The 16216-nt window shown below is 46.6% G+C and carries 16 protein-coding genes, 1 rRNA gene and 1 riboswitch; of the genes, 2 read left to right on the forward strand and 15 right to left on the reverse strand.

Annotation, left to right across the window (positions count from 1 at the left end; translation table 11 throughout):
* Positions 1-3 precede the first annotated feature (3 nt).
* The 12 genes from purK to B9N86_RS24995 all read right to left on the reverse strand — a co-directional run bounded on the left by purK (position 4) and on the right by B9N86_RS24995 (position 12326).
* Positions 4-1188, reverse strand: coding sequence for a 5-(carboxyamino)imidazole ribonucleotide synthase (purK, locus tag B9N86_RS24940; RefSeq protein ID WP_208915783.1), 1185 nt, complete (start codon positions 1186-1188; stop codon positions 4-6).
* Positions 1185-1670, reverse strand: a complete 486-nt coding sequence (gene purE, locus B9N86_RS24945) for a 5-(carboxyamino)imidazole ribonucleotide mutase (RefSeq protein WP_208920727.1) — start codon at positions 1668-1670, stop codon at positions 1185-1187. The genes purK and purE overlap by 4 nt, the downstream gene beginning before the upstream one ends.
* Before the next feature lie 194 nt (positions 1671-1864).
* Positions 1865-1966: riboswitch (purine riboswitch) on the reverse strand.
* Between the two features lie 588 nt (positions 1967-2554).
* Complete coding sequence (locus B9N86_RS24950; protein WP_208915784.1) at positions 2555-2989, reverse strand: universal stress protein; 435 nt, start codon at positions 2987-2989, stop codon at positions 2555-2557.
* 117 nt (positions 2990-3106) lie between these two features.
* On the reverse strand, positions 3107-3370 hold the full coding sequence (locus tag B9N86_RS24955; protein ID WP_208920730.1) for a DUF1294 domain-containing protein: 264 nt from the start codon (positions 3368-3370) through the stop codon (positions 3107-3109).
* 209 nt (positions 3371-3579) lie between these two features.
* A complete protein-coding gene (locus B9N86_RS24960) occupies positions 3580-3717 on the reverse strand; it encodes a hypothetical protein (protein ID WP_208915785.1) in 138 nt (45 codons plus the stop codon).
* Between the two features lie 65 nt (positions 3718-3782).
* Positions 3783-5924, reverse strand: coding sequence for a DNA topoisomerase III (locus tag B9N86_RS24965; protein WP_208915786.1), 2142 nt, complete (start codon positions 5922-5924; stop codon positions 3783-3785).
* A 119-nt stretch (positions 5925-6043) separates the two neighbouring features.
* On the reverse strand, positions 6044-6859 hold the full coding sequence (locus tag B9N86_RS24970) for an MBL fold metallo-hydrolase (protein WP_208915787.1): 816 nt from the start codon (positions 6857-6859) through the stop codon (positions 6044-6046).
* Positions 6860-6943: 84 nt separating this feature from the next.
* Positions 6944-8869 carry an ABC transporter permease gene (locus tag B9N86_RS24975; RefSeq protein WP_208915788.1) on the reverse strand — a complete coding sequence of 642 codons (1926 nt, stop codon included), beginning with the start codon at positions 8867-8869 and terminating at the stop codon, positions 6944-6946.
* Positions 8844-9614, reverse strand: coding sequence for an ABC transporter ATP-binding protein (locus B9N86_RS24980; RefSeq protein ID WP_208915789.1), 771 nt, complete (start codon positions 9612-9614; stop codon positions 8844-8846). The genes B9N86_RS24975 and B9N86_RS24980 overlap by 26 nt, the downstream gene beginning before the upstream one ends.
* A gap of 230 nt (positions 9615-9844) precedes the next feature.
* Entirely contained in the window at positions 9845-10831 is a 987-nt protein-coding gene (locus B9N86_RS24985; protein WP_208915790.1) for a sensor histidine kinase, read from the reverse strand.
* Positions 10828-11532, reverse strand: a complete 705-nt coding sequence (locus B9N86_RS24990; protein WP_208915791.1) for a response regulator transcription factor — start codon at positions 11530-11532, stop codon at positions 10828-10830. Before B9N86_RS24990 ends, B9N86_RS24985 begins: the two co-directional genes overlap by 4 nt.
* Before the next feature lie 65 nt (positions 11533-11597).
* A complete protein-coding gene (locus B9N86_RS24995) occupies positions 11598-12326 on the reverse strand; it encodes an acyl-[acyl-carrier-protein] thioesterase (RefSeq protein ID WP_208915792.1) in 729 nt (242 codons plus the stop codon).
* Between the two features lie 192 nt (positions 12327-12518).
* On the opposite strand from B9N86_RS24995, the gene B9N86_RS25000 reads away from it, so the two are divergent.
* On the forward strand, positions 12519-13346 hold the full coding sequence (locus B9N86_RS25000) for a MurR/RpiR family transcriptional regulator (protein WP_208915793.1): 828 nt from the start codon (positions 12519-12521) through the stop codon (positions 13344-13346).
* Positions 13347-13399: 53 nt separating this feature from the next.
* Here the strand turns inward: B9N86_RS25000 and B9N86_RS25005 are convergent, their stop codons facing one another.
* Positions 13400-14113 (reverse strand): N-acetylmannosamine-6-phosphate 2-epimerase, encoded by a 714-nt coding sequence (locus tag B9N86_RS25005; protein WP_208915794.1) that lies wholly within the window; start codon positions 14111-14113, stop codon positions 13400-13402.
* Between the two features lie 264 nt (positions 14114-14377).
* Here B9N86_RS25005 and B9N86_RS25010 point away from each other — a divergent pair, with 264 nt between their 5' ends.
* Positions 14378-14638, forward strand: coding sequence for a GlsB/YeaQ/YmgE family stress response membrane protein (locus B9N86_RS25010; protein WP_208915795.1), 261 nt, complete (start codon positions 14378-14380; stop codon positions 14636-14638).
* A gap of 260 nt (positions 14639-14898) precedes the next feature.
* On the opposite strand, the gene B9N86_RS25015 is transcribed toward B9N86_RS25010, so the two are convergent.
* The gene (locus B9N86_RS25015; RefSeq protein ID WP_208915796.1) at positions 14899-15879 is read right to left on the reverse strand and encodes a ketoacyl-ACP synthase III; all 981 of its coding nucleotides are present in this window, start codon (positions 15877-15879) and stop codon (positions 14899-14901) included.
* Between the two features lie 218 nt (positions 15880-16097).
* A 5S ribosomal RNA gene (rrf, locus tag B9N86_RS25020) occupies positions 16098-16214 on the reverse strand.
* Between the last annotated feature and the right edge of the window lie 2 nt (positions 16215-16216).

Genomic DNA, 16216 nt, shown 5'->3' on the forward strand with positions numbered 1-16216 from the left:
ATATTAATGCCTCCAAATATTAGTTTGCTCTACCCATTCCAATGCGTCATGTACATCACCGCATAATAGATTAATATGGCCCATTTTACGGTTATGCTTACTGTCGCTCTTTCCATATAGATGAAGTTTTGGCACAATGCCCAGCGATTCCGCTGCCGGATCTTGTGATGTAGTCCGGCGGATGGCTTCATCCAGATGCTGTCCAAGCACGTTCACCATAACGACTGGGCTTAGCAGTGTTGTGTCTCCCAGCGGAAGATTGCATATCGCTCTTACATGCTGTTCGAACTGTGAAGTACTGCATGCTTCCATCGTATAATGCCCCGAATTGTGCGGCCTTGGAGCAACCTCGTTCACATAGAGAGAACCTTCTTCCGTAAGAAACATCTCTACTGCGAGTAGTCCTGCCGCATTCAGGCCTTCCGCCACCTGCTCTGCAAGCTGGCACGCTCTGCGCTGCACATCACTCGGTATGCGTGCAGGTACAATCGATAGATGCAAAATGTTGTTTACATGAATATTTTCAGCTGGTGGAAAGCTCTTCACTTCACCTTCCGGCGTGCGTGCCGCGATGACCGAAATCTCACTCGTGAACGATATGAATTTCTCCAGAACAAGTTCTGCACCTGTTGAAGACAGCTCCGCATAAGCAGCTTCAAGCTGTTCTTCCCCCCGCAGGACAACTTGTCCTTTCCCATCATAACCACCAGTAGCCGTCTTCAGAACACATGGCAGGCTCAGCTCAGCTGCCGCTTCCTGCAGGCTTTCCAGGCTTGTGATCTCGCGGTATGGCGCCACAGGAACTCCGGCCGCTTCGATGGCTGCTTTCTCACGAAGACGATGCTGTGTCGTGTAGAGCAGCCTGCTCCCCTGAGGAACGTACGAACGCTCCTCCAGCAATTTCGCTACACCCGCATCTACGTTTTCGAATTCATAAGTGATGACATCCGCCTGTGATGCAAGCTCTTTCGCTGCATCAGCGTCGTAGTACGGGGCGGTGATCTGCTCAGCAATCTGTCCGAGCGGAGAGGCAGGTAGAGGATCCAATGCAATGAACTTATAGCCCATCCTCGTTCCGTCCAGCGCCATCATTCGGCCCAACTGCCCGCCGCCAAGAACGCCAATCACCGACCCTGGAAGCAGTGTCTTGCTCTTGCTGTCACTATGCAGAGTTTCACGCTCCGTCATAGATCATCACTGCCCTTCAGCACTTCATCACGTATCCGGTCCCGCCGCTCCTGTATCTTGGCACGAATGCCCGGATCAGCAGATCCCAGAATTTGAGCCGCCAGCAGACCCGCATTGACTGCTCCAGCCCGACCGATCGCCACCGTCGCAACCGGTACGCCACCCGGCATCTGCACGATGGAGAGCAGGGAGTCCAGCCCGTTCAAAGCTTTCGACTGAACCGGAACGCCGATCACGGGTAATACGGTCTTTGCAGCCACCATGCCGGGTAGATGCGCAGCACCTCCGGCACCAGCAATAATGACCCGGATACCGCGTCCTTCCGCTTCCTCTGCGTACCGGAACATCAGATCCGGTGTCCGGTGCGCAGAAACAACCTTTTTCTCATACGCTACATCCATTTCATCCAGCACCTGGCACGCATGGGACATGGTGTCCCAATCCGACTGACTGCCCATAATGACCGCTACCTGTACCGCCATGATTCCACCTGCTCTCTCCACATATTCTGAATCCACCTAAAAAAAGTCCGATTCTCCCTTAACATCATGTGCGGGACATCGGACTTTCGGGGGAATACCGTTTCCGCCTCCCAATGTCATTACAGCACAAAGACAGAAGAAACTCCACGTACTCGCCGTCAAAGATCCAGAAGAAACACTGCTTCTGTTCTTGCAGCACCGCCGTATTCCCTCGTAGTCCGAAAATTTACGGTTTTCGGGTAGAAACTTCCGGGCCATATCCCCAGCTTTATACGAGAAATATTTAATTTACTGAATTTACATTTCATCAGATGAATTGAACCTTAACAAGTCCAGTTTATCAATCTCTGACACCTCATGTCAACCTAAACACGAACATTCCATAATACACAAAAAATAATGTTCGTTTTTTTGTTCCTGAACAAAAACGTCTATCGACGTACCTCATAGAAGTCAAAGTACACTTTTTCGCACCGCGCGCAGCTCCCAATGCGTGGTGTGGCGTTACATACCTGCGGTCGACTACATGCGGACGGACTCAGGTTCCGCTATTTTCAGCAAATTCGTCTATTAGAGTAAAGTAACGGACTGAAAGGCCGTTATTTCCTCCAATTCAAGCGGAATCGGGTATGTTTTGAGAAAATAACGGATTCTCAGTCCGGAACGATTGAAAAACTCGTCAATTGTAACAAATAACGGAATGTCAGTCCGGAATGCGCTTGGCCCAAGCTTGGTCCTGTGCTCCACCTAGGCTTTATCCGGGACTTGGTCCTAAAGCTCCGTCCGGTGTTTAATCCGAGGCTTGCTCCTACGGCTCCACCGAGGCTTTATCCGGATTTGTTAACTAAAAAGGAATGCCCATGGCATCCCTTTTGCTCTATATATTATTTTACGACAAGTACAGGAACTTTAGCATGCTGCACAACATTGTGGCTAACACTGCCGAGAACAAACTCCTTTATACCGCCTAAACCGCGGCTACCAATGATGATCAGATCGCTCTCATTTATTTTGGCATATTCCAAAATAACTTCCGCCGGAGATCCCTGGATCATTTCAACCTTGCTATCTACTTCTGCATGCACCATACGTTCTTTAAGCTCTTCCGTTGTCTGCACCGCAAGATCGTAAATATCTTTGTTCAGTGTTGCCGGAATAGGAGCGAGTCCCTCACCGACAAAAAAACGAGGGTAATCATATGCATGTACAATCTCCAGTTTAGCTCCCGGTGTCACTTTAGCAAGCTCAACCGCCCGACCAAGCGCTTTAATGGAAGCTTTAGAGCCGTCATAAGCCAGTAAAATTTTGGTGAATAGCATACAGGCCACCTCTTTCTCTGTGTGTTAAGACGAACTGCACATCATTAAACCATTACGCACTGAGGTGAAACGAACTCTCCACGCGCTTCCAAAATTACAATGTATGTAGGTATGAGCTCATTTCCAAAAATATCCGTAAAGCATTGCATTTAGAAACAGCAGCAGCGGAACCCCAATTTTAAAAGACAGATGCCTCGTTTTATGCCTTTTGCGGTACATTGCAGCCCACACACCAAGAGCGCCTCCGACGGCTGCAAGCAAGAATAATGTCTTCTCGGGAACACGATCCTTTCCGAGGCGGGCTCTCTTTTTGTCATCGGACATGACCAGATAAGCCACAGCATTAATAAATACAAACCAGACACCCAGCGCAGTTCTCAAATTGATCCGCACCTCCAATCCCCGATCAAACATTTCCATTTGACAGGCATCATTGCTTCTTTCCTTATTATAAAACTACATGTTCATGAACACAATGACGTTAATTAATGCAGCGAGAAGCCGACTAAAGCCCGCAGAAAAGTAACGGACCTGTATCAACCGTATCTCTTTTTGCGGGCAGCCGGAACAACTAAATGCGGTAGGCAAACTTAAGATTCCTGTTTAGAGATTCCATTCAGACTGGGAACATAATCGTTAGCCTTTTTGGGCTTGAGTGTCTTGCTCTCCTCCATAATGCTTGATTTGTTCTGCTGATTTTCAATTTTTCTCGGTTTGTGGTGCGGCACGGCATATCACCTCCTGTTCGTAGAATGAACCATTCCACGACAGGTTATGCCTTACTCATTCTTGTTTAATCCGATTTACTTTTCTCCATAGCTGCTTTCAGTAATTCTCCCAGATTGGAACCGATGGATTCCTGCTTTCCATACTGTTGTACAAGCTTCTTTTCCTCACGCTTGTTAATATGTTTGCTGTCCTTTTTCAATGTTTCAGTAATGCCGCAGCCCAGACATTGAACAAACATTCCGGCTTTTCCTTCCTTCATCTCCATCTTCTTGTGACACTGTGGACAACGACGGTTGGACAGTCGCTTCTCTCCGGAGCGTTTATAACCACAATCCTCACTAGGGCACACCAGAAACTTTCCGCGTTTACTTTTCTTCTCAAGCAATCTTGTACCGCATTCCGGACAGCTGCTGTTTGATACGTTATGAGGTTTGTATTCAGCGTCACTACCTTTGACACCGGACACCAACTCCTTGGTCATATCCCGAATACCGCGCAAAAATGGCTCTGCCTTGCCTTGACCTTTCGCAATCCGCTCTAGATCGGCTTCCCACTTTGCCGTAAGGTCCGGTGTTCTCAGGGCCGGTGCAACCAACTCAATCAGCTGCTTCCCTTTTCCGGTTGGATGGAGTGATGAGCCCTGGCGTTCAATGGTATCCGAACTTACAAGCTTCTCGATAATGTCGGCACGTGTAGCCGGTGTCCCTAGCCCATGCTTTTCCATCTGCGACAACAACGATGCCTCATTATGTCGCTTCGGCGGCTGTGTCCGGCCCGATTTTACGATGCAGCGGCGGACTGTTACTAGCTCTCCCTCAGAAAGCTCAGGCAGCAGACGTCCGGATTGCTCCACACTTCCTCCAGAATCTTGGTTGTCGTCATCTCCGTCTTCCTCATAATTACCACCGTATACTTCACGCCAGCCGCTGTCTTTAACAGTCGTTCCTTTGGCGTAAAAACTTTCACCCTCAATCTGTACCGTGACCGATACAGCATCATATTTAGCTGGAGGATAGAACAAGCTGATAAACCGGCGGACAATCAAATCGTACAACTTCCGTTCCTCCGTGCTAAGCTTATTGAGCAGAACGGTCTCCTCAGTCGGGATGATGGCATGGTGGTCGGTAACCTTGCTGTCATCCACCACACGTTTGCCTGGTGACAGACTCTTACGAAGCAAGGGACGCGCAAGTGACGCATACGGACCTACTGCAACGCTCTCCAGTCGCTCTTTCAGCGTCGAAACCATGTCAGAAGTGAGGTACCGGCTATCTGTACGCGGATAAGTGACCAGCTTGTGTTGTTCATAGAGCTTTTGCAGCACGTTCGATGTTTGCTTCGCGGAAAATCCAAAGCGCCGGTTCGCATCCCGCTGCAGTTCAGTCAAATCGTACGCCAGCGGATGAGGCTCGGATTTTTCACTTTTTTTCACACTGGTAATACGGCCGGACCGGCCATCCACCTTCTGCTTCAACTTGTCGGACTGGCCCTTGTCGAAGAGACGTCCGTCTCCGCTTGCAGGTCGCCAAGAAGCTTCAAAATGCCCTAGATCCACACTGATGGTGTCATACTCCTGGGAACGGAAACCTGTAATTTCCTTCTCCCGCTCCATGATCATACCGAGTGTTGGAGTCTGAACACGGCCTGCCGACAGTTGGGCGTTAAATTTGCATGTTAAGGCACGCGTTACATTAAGTCCTACCATCCAGTCAGCCTCAGCCCGGCAACGGGCGGACTCGTACAGACGGTCAAACTGATTGCCTGGCTTAAGTGCTGCAAAACCTTCCTTGATCGCCTTATCTGTCTGGGATGAAATCCACAGCCGTTTAAACGGCTTGTTCCATTTCGCCATATTCAATATCCAACGGGCAAGCAATTCCCCTTCGCGAGCGGCATCTGTCGCAACAATCACTTCTCCGATGTCCTTGCGCTTAAGCAGAAACTGCACTGTTTTGAATTGATGACTGGTCTCCCGGAGCACTTTCAGTTTCATATTACCCGGCAGAATCGGCAGATCCTCCAAAGCCCATGTTTGATATTTATGATCATAATCCTCAGGCTCGGCTAGTCCCACCAAGTGTCCCAGCGCCCAGGTGACCACATACTTTGGTCCTTCGAAATAGTTCTTATGCTTCTCGCGGCTTCCCATTACCCGCGCAATCTCTCTTGCCACAGACGGCTTCTCCGCCAAAATTAATGCTTTCATAGCCCTCCCCTTCCTCTGTACTGCTATTATAACCTCCCGCTCTTTTATCCACAAAAAAAAGGCCTCCCAGAAGCCTATCTACCTTGGGAAGCCTGTCAATTTATTCAGTATTAATTACCCTACTTTTCCTCGACATATCGTCCCTGTTCAGGAACAGCGAGCCGATCAAAATCTCGTGCCAGCGTCTGTAATGAATCGGTCAGCTCACCACCGGACATGGATACTCCGTGCCCTGTAACCAAGATCTGTGGACTGAGCGCAACGAGGCGGCGTACAGATTCACGGGCAGCATCCCAATCCGGTGTAAAATACATTGGCGGTCCGTGAAGCTCCTTCTCCTGCGCAATAACAGCCAATGCTGATTCCTGCTTCACAGTGATAATGGCATCTCCTACTATTAGTGCACCGTCCTGCACGCGGAACAAGGATACATGTCCTGGGCTGTGTCCTGGTGTTAGAATCCAGCTCCATTCCGGAAGACCTGGAATTGTGCCATCCTCTGGAAGCGGATGTATTTTGGAACCCAGATTAATTCCTTTATGAGGATACATCGGTGCGACACGAGCCATCAGCCCGCCTCCTACGGAAGGATCACCCGCCGGATAATCCGCTTTGCCATTCAGATAAGGTATCTCAAATAGATGGGCATATACCGGAACATTCCAGTGTTCCGCAAGTTCCTCTACATTGCCGACATGGTCAAAGTGTCCATGGGTTAGCACAATACATTTCGGGGGACGGCCAAATCTGTTGTCTGCCCTCTCCGCAATGGAATCTGCGAACTTGCCAAGGCCGGTATCCACAAGCACCCAATCCCCTGCCGAAGGTGAACCAACCATTTGAACATTAACCATAACGGTACGAAGAGAGAGGATGTCAGGAGTGACCTCCTCTGTCTCCACAGCCCCTGTCTTGAGCATACTGTGTTCGTTCATTCTCCATATACCTCCATTCAGCTTCAAAAACGTCAAGTATTAATATACCCTTAAGCTGAAATTTCAAAGGAAGAAGAAATGACTTTATTCAATCGTTTTGTACAGACGGTCGAGGTAACGCCAGCGTGTCACGAAGAAATAAATGATTTGTACCATCAGGAAAAAGATAAAGATTTTTACCGTATGCCACAGAATTGAGAAATCAACCAACTGCTGCAGCGCCACAAAAGCAACCCCACTGTGGACTACCGCAATGAGCATCGGAAGAAAGAACATAATCATCAGCTGTCTAGTTACGATTTTGCTTAACTCTCGTCTGCTTAAACCGACCTTCGCAATCATGCGGTACTGCTGTTCATCTCGGGATAAATCGGAATATAGCCTGAAGTAAACAAAACTAGCTGCAAAAGTAAAGAACACAATACCGATAAGGCCGCTGGTCATAAGCAGAATTCCGTTTTGCTGTAACGAACTCTTCCATTCGAAATAAAGAGAGTTCAAATAATAACTGTTTTCTTTCTCCTCGTCAAAGGAATCAGCAATGGTTTTTGAAACTTCACCGGTATTTTTCCAATCTGGAATATAGAAAGCATGGAATGTCTGATAGATGATTTCTTCGTCCTGCGCTTCCTTAAACTTATCAAACAAACCGTCCGAAATGACCAGTGTATCATCATATGAGAGAGGTATCGCAATAAACGTTTCCGCTTTAATCACCTTAACATTGTGCTCTATCTTTCTGCTTGATAACTCAATCTGATCGGAATCTAATCCGTCAATCCTGTATTTATTCTTGTTACTTACGGACCCTGGCGTTAAAATGCCTTCAGATTCTCCCAATGTTTCTTCAGGATGGCCAAGTGCACGAAGCAGACTGTTGTATTCACTGAGCTTAATTAACTTTACCCCGTTATCATCATAGAAAGGTGTGACCGACGCCTTCGAATAATCAACCCCTGCCTTTTCGAGCTCCTGGCTAATGATATTCAGATGTTTTGTGGCAAATTTCTGATCTTCATGATAAGCCGTGTACGTATACGCATACGGATTCTCCATAGCCGACAGGCCCGGATCGCCAATCGCCAGTGTCGTGCCAATTCCGGTAAAGGCAGAAGCAGATATGATGGACACGAGAAAAAACATAACCGCGTTATCCTTGATCCGGTACATAAGCTCCGAAATCGTGAGCAGATTCGTTCTCCGGAAAAAGAATTTTTGTTTTTTCTGCAGCCAGCGCATGAAATACACACTAAACTGGGTGAACAGAAAATACGTACCGATAATGACTAATACCACACCGCCAAACAACAACGGCACGGAGAAAATCTGCAGTACCGCAAAAATCATAACCAATCCATAACCCGCTCCAATAAGAATAATAGCGAGTATAGCCAGCCAAGGTGAGGCTTTCGGCTGAGGCTTCGGGCTATCTTCAGCTTTTACGAGATCAATGAGTACTCCCTTTCTGAGCATGATGGATGAGAACGAGGCAATCAGCACAAACAGAACAGCATAGGCACCTGCCGTAAGCAGCAGCGCTTTTCCTGGAAAGTAAAACGGAAGTCCGTTATCAACCGCCAGCAGCTTGGAGCTGATCAGTAGAATCAGCTTGGAAAATACAAACCCGATTCCGATCCCCGTAATAATCGCAGCTGCTCCGATCAAAATATTTTCAATAAACAGCATCCGGTTCAGCTGCTTACGCGACATCCCGAGAATCAGCAGAATGCCGAACTCCTTCTTGCGCATCTTGATGAAGGCGCCTACCGAGTACAATAAAAAGAAGAACGAGAAAATAAATACGATATACTGGGATACCTGCATGCTCGTTGTACCGAGCATGCTCATCGTTTCGCTGGAGGAATCGATACCATCTTTCAGATTCGGATGAAATGCAAGCAGACCATACGTAAAGAAGATCATGACGGAAAAGGCGCTGCTTAGAAAATGAGCGACATACGTGCGCTTGCTGCGCAGGACGTTATTAACCGCGAACTGGCGAAAATTCATGTCCTGACCCTCCCAGCAGCGATAACACGTTAATGATTTTCTGATAAAATGCAGAACGGCTTTCTCCATAGTTAATTTCGTTGAACAGCTGTCCGTCTTTAATAAAGACAACCCGATTGCAGTAGCTGGCTGCCACTGGATCATGAGTGACAAGAAGCATGGTCACTTTATCTTCTTTATTCCTGCGATCCATTATTTCCATCACATCCTGTGCCGACTTGGAATCCAGATTCCCGGTAGGCTCATCCGCCAGAACCAGCTTCGGAACATGAATCATGGCCCTTGCGACTGCCGTCCGCTGTGCCTGTCCTCCTGAGATTTCATAGGTGCGCTTATTCAGGATGGACGTAATGCCAAGCTTTTCGGCCAGCTCCCCGATACGGCGGTTCATCTCGTTCAAATCCACACCGTCCAGTGCGAGCGGTAGCAAAATATTTTCTTTTACCGTCAACGTATTCAGCAGGTTAAACGATTGGAATATAAATCCAAGCTCGCGACGCCGGAACATAGCGAGTTGATCCTGTGACAGCTGGAACGGGTCCTCGCCGCCAATCCGGATTTCACCGGATGTCGGCCGGTCGATCGTGGATATCATATTGAGCAGAGTCGTTTTCCCGCTGCCTGAGGGTCCCATGATCCCGACAAACTCCCCCTCGTTGATGCTCAAGTTTATATTGGAAAGTGCTTCGTGTGATATAGCAGCTTTATAAACTTTCCCCAAATTGCGTACCGATAATATTTCCATAATGAATACCTCATTTCTTGAATATCAGCTTATCTTTAACATTAGTGTAATCTACCCCACCTTCTTCTCCTATCGATCATGCTTTCACCCACCTTACATCGGTGTAAGGTTAATAAAACAAAAAAACCTCATCACTCGTAAATGGTAGTCTGCTTCACCATTCACTTGAGGATAGGTTTCTTTTGACATAATAATATTCAGACACTCGGTTAAAGTACTCATCAGCCAGCCTATATAGTAAATATAAGCCGGACTACAGTTCCCTTGCCTACCTCGGACTCCAACTCTATGCTATGGTTCAGCTTTTGTACAACCTCTTTGACCAGGTATAGCCCCATTCCGGTGGACTCCTTCAGCTTTCTTCCGTTCTCCCCGGTGTAAAAAGGATTAAAAACACGCGTCAGATCTGACTTTGGAATGCCGATTCCCCGGTCACGTACTTCCAGCCGAATTTCACGGCCATTTAATGTTTTGAAAGCCGATATGGTAACCTTCTGTCCGCTACCCGCAGAATATTTAATGGCGTTTGAGAGCAGCTGCAGCAAGATGAACCGGAGCCATTTGAAGTCCGTCTGCACTACAATCCCGGGATCCACCAGCACTTCGGGATATACATGACTGTGGATGAAATAGCGTTTGTTTTCATGCACCGCCTCTTTAACCAATTGCTGCAAAGACACGGGCTCTACACTGAAATCCTGTTCAAATGTTTCAAGTCTCGACATGTACAGCACCATATCAAGTCCACGCCGTAGCCGGTCTGACTCTTCGGAAATACTCCTGAAGCTGTCATTGTCATCTTCCTGCGTAATCATCTCGATCACGGACAATGGAGTTTTCATTTGATGTACCCATTGATTCATAAAGATCAAGTGCTCTTTCCTTTTCCGTTCCCAATCCTGTAGCTGATTCCGGTATTGGCGGTACTGTTCTTCCATAAGATGACTCAGTGCCGCAGGCACCGGAGCCGATTCATTGTGTTTAATGGATTCCTCCAGGGACCTCATCGGCCGGGACAACCTCTCATAAAAATCACGATGACTGTAGTACCGGTACATCAAGTATCCACCTAGAATGAACAATCCAAGAAATACGGCATAAGAAGCCGTGACCGGGTGATCATATCCGTCGAACCAGAACACCAAAAGTACAACCAGAAGAAGCACAACGGTAAAGAGAATGAGCGGGATGTGCTCACGCCAAAATAACCTTTTCATTTCGAATGCTCAGTCTTCCACACGATGTTGATCCGGTATCCTGAACCCCGAACCGTTTCCAGCGCATCCTCAATCCCCATCTCTGCCAATCGTTTACGCACCCGCGTAATGTTGACGCTCAAAGTATTGTCATCGACAAAAGCATCATCCCACAGCTTTTCAAGAATGGTCTCCCGGCTCACCAGGCGAGGGCTACGGCCAAGCAAAGTCTCTAGCAGTATCGTTTCTTTTTTGGTCAAAGCCACGGTCTGTTCTCCCAATTGAAGCTCCATTCTTTCAGGGTATAGAACAAGCCCCTCCTTCTCTACGGTCCGTTCTCCGGATACAGCGGCATAATCACCGTATACTCGTCGAAGTTGACTGTGGATTTTGGCAATAACGATGTCGTAGTGAAATGGCTTGGTTATATAATCATCGGCACCATTCTCGAGAGCCCTTAATTGATCCATTGTCCCGCTTCTGGCGGATATAAATATAATAGGGCATGTCGAGAGGGAACGAATCTGTCTGCACCAGTAATAACCGTCAAAGCTCGGCAGATTCACGTCCAATAGAACAACATGCGGTCGGATCTCCTGAAACCGCTCCAGCACATGGTCAAAATCATTAACAATGATGGCTTCATTTCCGTATCTGCGTATGTGAGATTGCAGCAATCCCGCAAGCTTAGGGTCATCCTCGACGATCATGATGTTGTACATATTACATGCTCCTTCCATGAAACGTCTGGCTGTTTACCCGTCATGCGAGAAGCAGCCCTTTTTCATTATTCTAAAACGATAGCCGCTTCAAAAAAGTTTGCCCCTTCCAGAGAAAGCCCCTGTACATAAATGGCGTTGTTTTCTCCGGAAGATCGTCTCAACGTCATCTCATCATTCAGCCTTGCCTCTTGATGGTATGTGATCTTGAATCCGGCAACGTTCTTCTTAAGCTCTTCTACCGTAAGCGTGTCCCAACATAAATCAGCATACCGTGCGTTGTTTAAATGCCCATTGCTGTCGATACCGCTGTACCGTACCGTATGGGAATATGTGTCCTCCATCAGTGTCCCTTCCGGGATGACCGCTTTATCCAGAGGACTGCCAACTGATTCCGTATGAACTGGTACCTCGTAAGGAAATGCGGAAGGTCTCATAATTTTACGTTTCTGTATATCCACGAGTGCCCAAACGGAACGGGCTGTACCGATTTCTTCACCAGCAGCATTTTTTAAACGATAATCACGGTTCCAGAGCGCACCCTTTGAACCTCTGCTCCATGTGCTGATCTCAATGTTATCCATGTATCGCGGCAAAAAGGCCATCTCTACTTCCAGCGTTATGAGCATCCAGCCCATGCCATGTTCCACCAGCTGCTCTCTGCTAACTCCCAATGCTTCAATGTGTCCGTCTGCAGCACGCTGCATAAGGCCGAGAAGCGAGGACCAACGAATGACCGAATTAAAGTCGACATCATCTGATTGGATCGTAATATTTTCTGTCCATGTTGCTATCATTATGTATATACATCTCCTTTATTCTGGACCAAGCAGTAACATCCATAATGCTGTATGATGACCAAGTGGTGTCTTACTCCATCATAAACAATCGCCACACGGTTTTCAAAACAGCACTGAACTCCTTACCTAAAAAAATAATACGCGCTATAATGGTGAAATACTAATATTATTAATGTTTAGAAGGTGAAGATGATGCACCGAGGTGTTTTGGACGAACTTCAGCTACAGTATCAAAGCCTGTCCTTGAAAGAAAAAGAAATCGCCGACTATATCGTTCAGCATAAAAGCTCAATACAAAATATTAATATACGTGAATTGGCTGACCACACGCATTCATCCACCTCAACGATCACCCGATTTTGCAAAAAAATCCACTGCGACAGCTTTGTTGATTTCAAAATCCGGCTGAGCCGGGAGGCTGAGAAGCCCTCAGGAGATAGTAATGGCTTTACTCAGGTACAGAGCCTTTACAACGAAATTGTTAATGCAACGGCAGATATGATGAACCAGGGAGACTTTGAGAATGTGGTACGGATGATCAAGACTGCACAGCGGGTTCAAGTATACGGGCTCGGTAGCTCCGGATTATCTGCTCTTGAATTTAAATATCGTCTCATGCGGATGAATATTACGATTGATGCCATGACCGATTCCCATATGATGATCAGGAGCGCAGCCCTGTTGAATGAGAACGACCTCATTATTGGCTTGTCTAACTCTGGACAAACTACGGAAATTATCGATGCTCTGAAAATCGGCAAAAGAAACGGTGCCACAACAATCAGCATTACGAACTATAATCACACCCCGTTAACCGATATTTCCGACATTTCGTTATTCACGCCAAGCCTACACCGGATGGGCGACACTCATTTCATTAACAGCCAACTAGCTATCATTTATGTACTTGATGTGCTTTCCATGCTGCTTCTGAACGATGAGAAGCTGTTTCGGAAGCGTCAGGACACACTCGAAACACTGTATGCAAATGTAAGAGAAGATTTAAAAAGAAGCTGATACGTAAAACAGCTTCGCCTCCCTTTATTAGGAGCGCGAAGCCGTTCTAACGATCAGCTTCTTAATTTTTTTGACTGAATATGTTTGACGAATCTTTCGGTAATTTGCTGTGGTCTGGTGATGGCGCCGCCAACAACGACACAGTATACGCCGATTTCCAGACAACGCTTTGCCATTTCGGGCGTGAGCACATTCCCTTCCGCCACAATTGGTGATTTAACGGCTTGAATGACTTGTTTTAGCAATTCAAAGTCGTTGTCATACATCTTCTGTCCTGCAGTAGATTCAGTATAACCGATTAGCGTCGTTCCGATCAGATCAAACCCAAGCTCTTCCGCCTTTACAGCTTCCTCCACGGTCGAAATATCGGCCATCAGAAGCTGCTGTGGATATTTGTCCTTAATCTGCTGAATCAGTTCTGTTAGATGAAGCCTTCCTGGACGAATGTCCGTGGTCGCATCCAAAGCGATGATATCCGAACCTGCGCCAACCAGCTCATCAATTTCCTTCATCGTTGGAGTAATGTACACCTTCGAATCCGGATAATCCCTCTTAACGATCCCGATGACCGGCAGGTCCACCTGCGTTTTGATCTCCTTAATATCCTCTGCCGAATTGGCCCGTATTCCTACTGCACCACCCATGCGTGCCGCTACGGCCATTCTCCCCATAATAAAAGAACTGTGAAGCGGTTCATCCTCCAAAGCCTGACAAGAAACAACAAGTCCTTTGCCTAAGCCTAACCCTTCCAAAGCCGAATTATTCATGTTTGAGACACTCCCATGTATTTGTCATTATGAATGCTCATCAACAGAAAACTAATTTCACTAATAATATATATCATGAAAGTTATTTTCGTCAAATAATTTGCACACCTAATGGTTTCCATAATAAACAAAAGTACAAAAAAACGTGTCACATCAAGGTGGATGAAATTAACTAACCTTATTTATAACCCGATTGCGTTTAAAAGTTACTCATTTGGTTAATAGTAAAGCACAAACAAATAAATCATTTACGAGGTGATACGAATGGGATTTCTTTGGTCATTAATTGTTGGTGGTATTATTGGTTGGATCGCTGGTCTGATTATGGGGCGCGACATTCCTGGTGGTGTCATTGGTAACATTATTGCCGGTTTTGTCGGTGCATGGCTCGGTAGATTGTTGCTAGGCGCTTGGGGTCCAGTAATCGGCAACTTCTACATCCTTCCAGCATTGATTGGTGCAGTTGTGCTCGTGTTCATCGTCAGCCTCATTATGGGTTCGATGAATAAAGGCCGCTCGAAATAAGCATCCAATGCGAAAATCCCCTCACGATGGACAGTGATAAGCAGTTCGTTCAATCGAACGCGGCACTGTCTCCGTGAGGGGGTTTTGCTGTATTATGAAAAAGAGAAGTCTATCTACTATCCTATCGGCTATCTACTTTACTGTACGGTATTTAGTGGTCTCTAGACAGCAAAAAACCACGAATTGATCGTGGTTTAGATATTTTCATAGAAAGTTCAGTGCAAGCCTAATACGGCTAATCTATTGCGAAAAACAAGATTCTATATAGACCACTGAATAATGGAGCCAGCATAAGTCATACCTCCGCCGAAGCCATAGAGCATCACATGATCACCTGATTTTAGGCGACCCTCATCAATTGCCAACTGCAGAGCTAGCGGTATTGAAGCTGCGGAGGTATTTCCCCGGTACTCGACACTTGTTAATGTTCTGCCCATGGAGATGGGGCCTCGTTCACAAATCGCTTCGATCATTCGTAAATTAGCACTATGCGGCACGAACCAGTTTATTTCATCCGCCTTCATTTTTGCCTTTTCCAGTAGCACCCTCATACCATCCGGGATATTTCTTACAGCCCATTTGTATATTTCTCGGCCATTCTGAACTAGGCAGCCGCTTTTCAATTCCCGGCCATCCATCTTCTCGGAGAGAGCTGTTTTATATAGATGAATGCCTCCTTCACCGAAGGTACCTGATAATGAAGCCACAAAGCCCGAATAATTCTCATCTCTTTCAACAAGAACTGCTCCTGCCCCGTCACCAAACAGTACACATGTTGTCCGATCACTATAATCTGTAATTTTGGATAACGTCTCTGCCCCGATGACCAGAACTTTACGATACATTCCGCTTGTAACCAAGCCGTCAGCTAATTGAAGGGCATACACAAACCCAGCACAGGCGGCATTGAGATCAAGTGCTCCAGTACTTTTAATCCCCAATTGAGATTGAACTCGGGAGGCGGTGCTCGGAAAAGAATACTCAGGTGTGCTCGTGGCCACAAGAATCATATCAGAGTCAATAACATCTACACCGTAACGCTGCATCATATCTCTAACTGCACCAACCGCTAGATCGGATACATACTGTTCTGGTTCAGCAATACGACGTTCCCTCATGCCTGTACGCTGTACAATCCATTCATCACTTGTCTCAACAAGCTTCTCCAAATCAGCATTTGTCAACACCTTGTCAGGAACATACGTCCCAATTGCAGTAATTTTTGATTTTGATTGAGTCACAGTGCACACCTCCATCTTTTGTATTTATTATATCACCAAGTACTAGTACTTGGTACTAATATTATTAAATAATTTCGAATCATCTGCAAAAGAAAACTCAGATTATATTATATTTACCTAATATAAGCCATCTTATAAAGAAATCAACGAAGCTTAACCTTTCTTATCTCTAAAAAAAACCACTATCGATTGCTCGATAGTGGTTTCTCCGGTTGTTCGCTTGGCGACGTCCTACTCTCCCGGGACCCTTCGGTCCAAGTACCATCGGCGCTGGAAGGCTTAACGGTCGTGTTCGGGATGGGTACGCGTGGAACCCTTCCGCTATCGCCACCAAACG

The organism is Paenibacillus uliginis N3/975 (assembly GCF_900177425.1).
In the GTDB taxonomy this organism is placed as follows: domain Bacteria; phylum Bacillota; class Bacilli; order Paenibacillales; family Paenibacillaceae; genus Paenibacillus_AQ; species Paenibacillus_AQ uliginis.

What these genes read in the sequence shown, in the direction of transcription:
- purK (WP_208915783.1), bottom strand. Translation starts at nt 1,188, where the DNA reads ATGACGGAGCGTGAAACTCTGCATAGTGACAGCAAGAGCAAGACACTG.
- purE (WP_208920727.1), bottom strand. Translation starts at nt 1,670, where the DNA reads ATGGCGGTACAGGTAGCGGTCATTATGGGCAGTCAGTCGGATTGGGAC.
- B9N86_RS24950 (WP_208915784.1), bottom strand. Translation starts at nt 2,989, where the DNA reads ATGCTATTCACCAAAATTTTACTGGCTTATGACGGCTCTAAAGCTTCC.
- B9N86_RS24965 (WP_208915786.1), bottom strand. Translation starts at nt 5,924, where the DNA reads ATGAAAGCATTAATTTTGGCGGAGAAGCCGTCTGTGGCAAGAGAGATT.
- B9N86_RS24970 (WP_208915787.1), bottom strand. Translation starts at nt 6,859, where the DNA reads ATGAACGAACACAGTATGCTCAAGACAGGGGCTGTGGAGACAGAGGAG.
- B9N86_RS24975 (WP_208915788.1), bottom strand. Translation starts at nt 8,869, where the DNA reads ATGAATTTTCGCCAGTTCGCGGTTAATAACGTCCTGCGCAGCAAGCGC.
- B9N86_RS24980 (WP_208915789.1), bottom strand. Translation starts at nt 9,614, where the DNA reads ATGGAAATATTATCGGTACGCAATTTGGGGAAAGTTTATAAAGCTGCT.
- B9N86_RS24985 (WP_208915790.1), bottom strand. Translation starts at nt 10,831, where the DNA reads ATGAAAAGGTTATTTTGGCGTGAGCACATCCCGCTCATTCTCTTTACC.
- B9N86_RS24990 (WP_208915791.1), bottom strand. Translation starts at nt 11,532, where the DNA reads ATGTACAACATCATGATCGTCGAGGATGACCCTAAGCTTGCGGGATTG.
- B9N86_RS24995 (WP_208915792.1), bottom strand. Translation starts at nt 12,326, where the DNA reads ATGATAGCAACATGGACAGAAAATATTACGATCCAATCAGATGATGTC.
- B9N86_RS25000 (WP_208915793.1), top strand. Translation starts at nt 12,519, where the DNA reads ATGATGCACCGAGGTGTTTTGGACGAACTTCAGCTACAGTATCAAAGC.
- B9N86_RS25005 (WP_208915794.1), bottom strand. Translation starts at nt 14,113, where the DNA reads ATGAATAATTCGGCTTTGGAAGGGTTAGGCTTAGGCAAAGGACTTGTT.
- B9N86_RS25010 (WP_208915795.1), top strand. Translation starts at nt 14,378, where the DNA reads ATGGGATTTCTTTGGTCATTAATTGTTGGTGGTATTATTGGTTGGATC.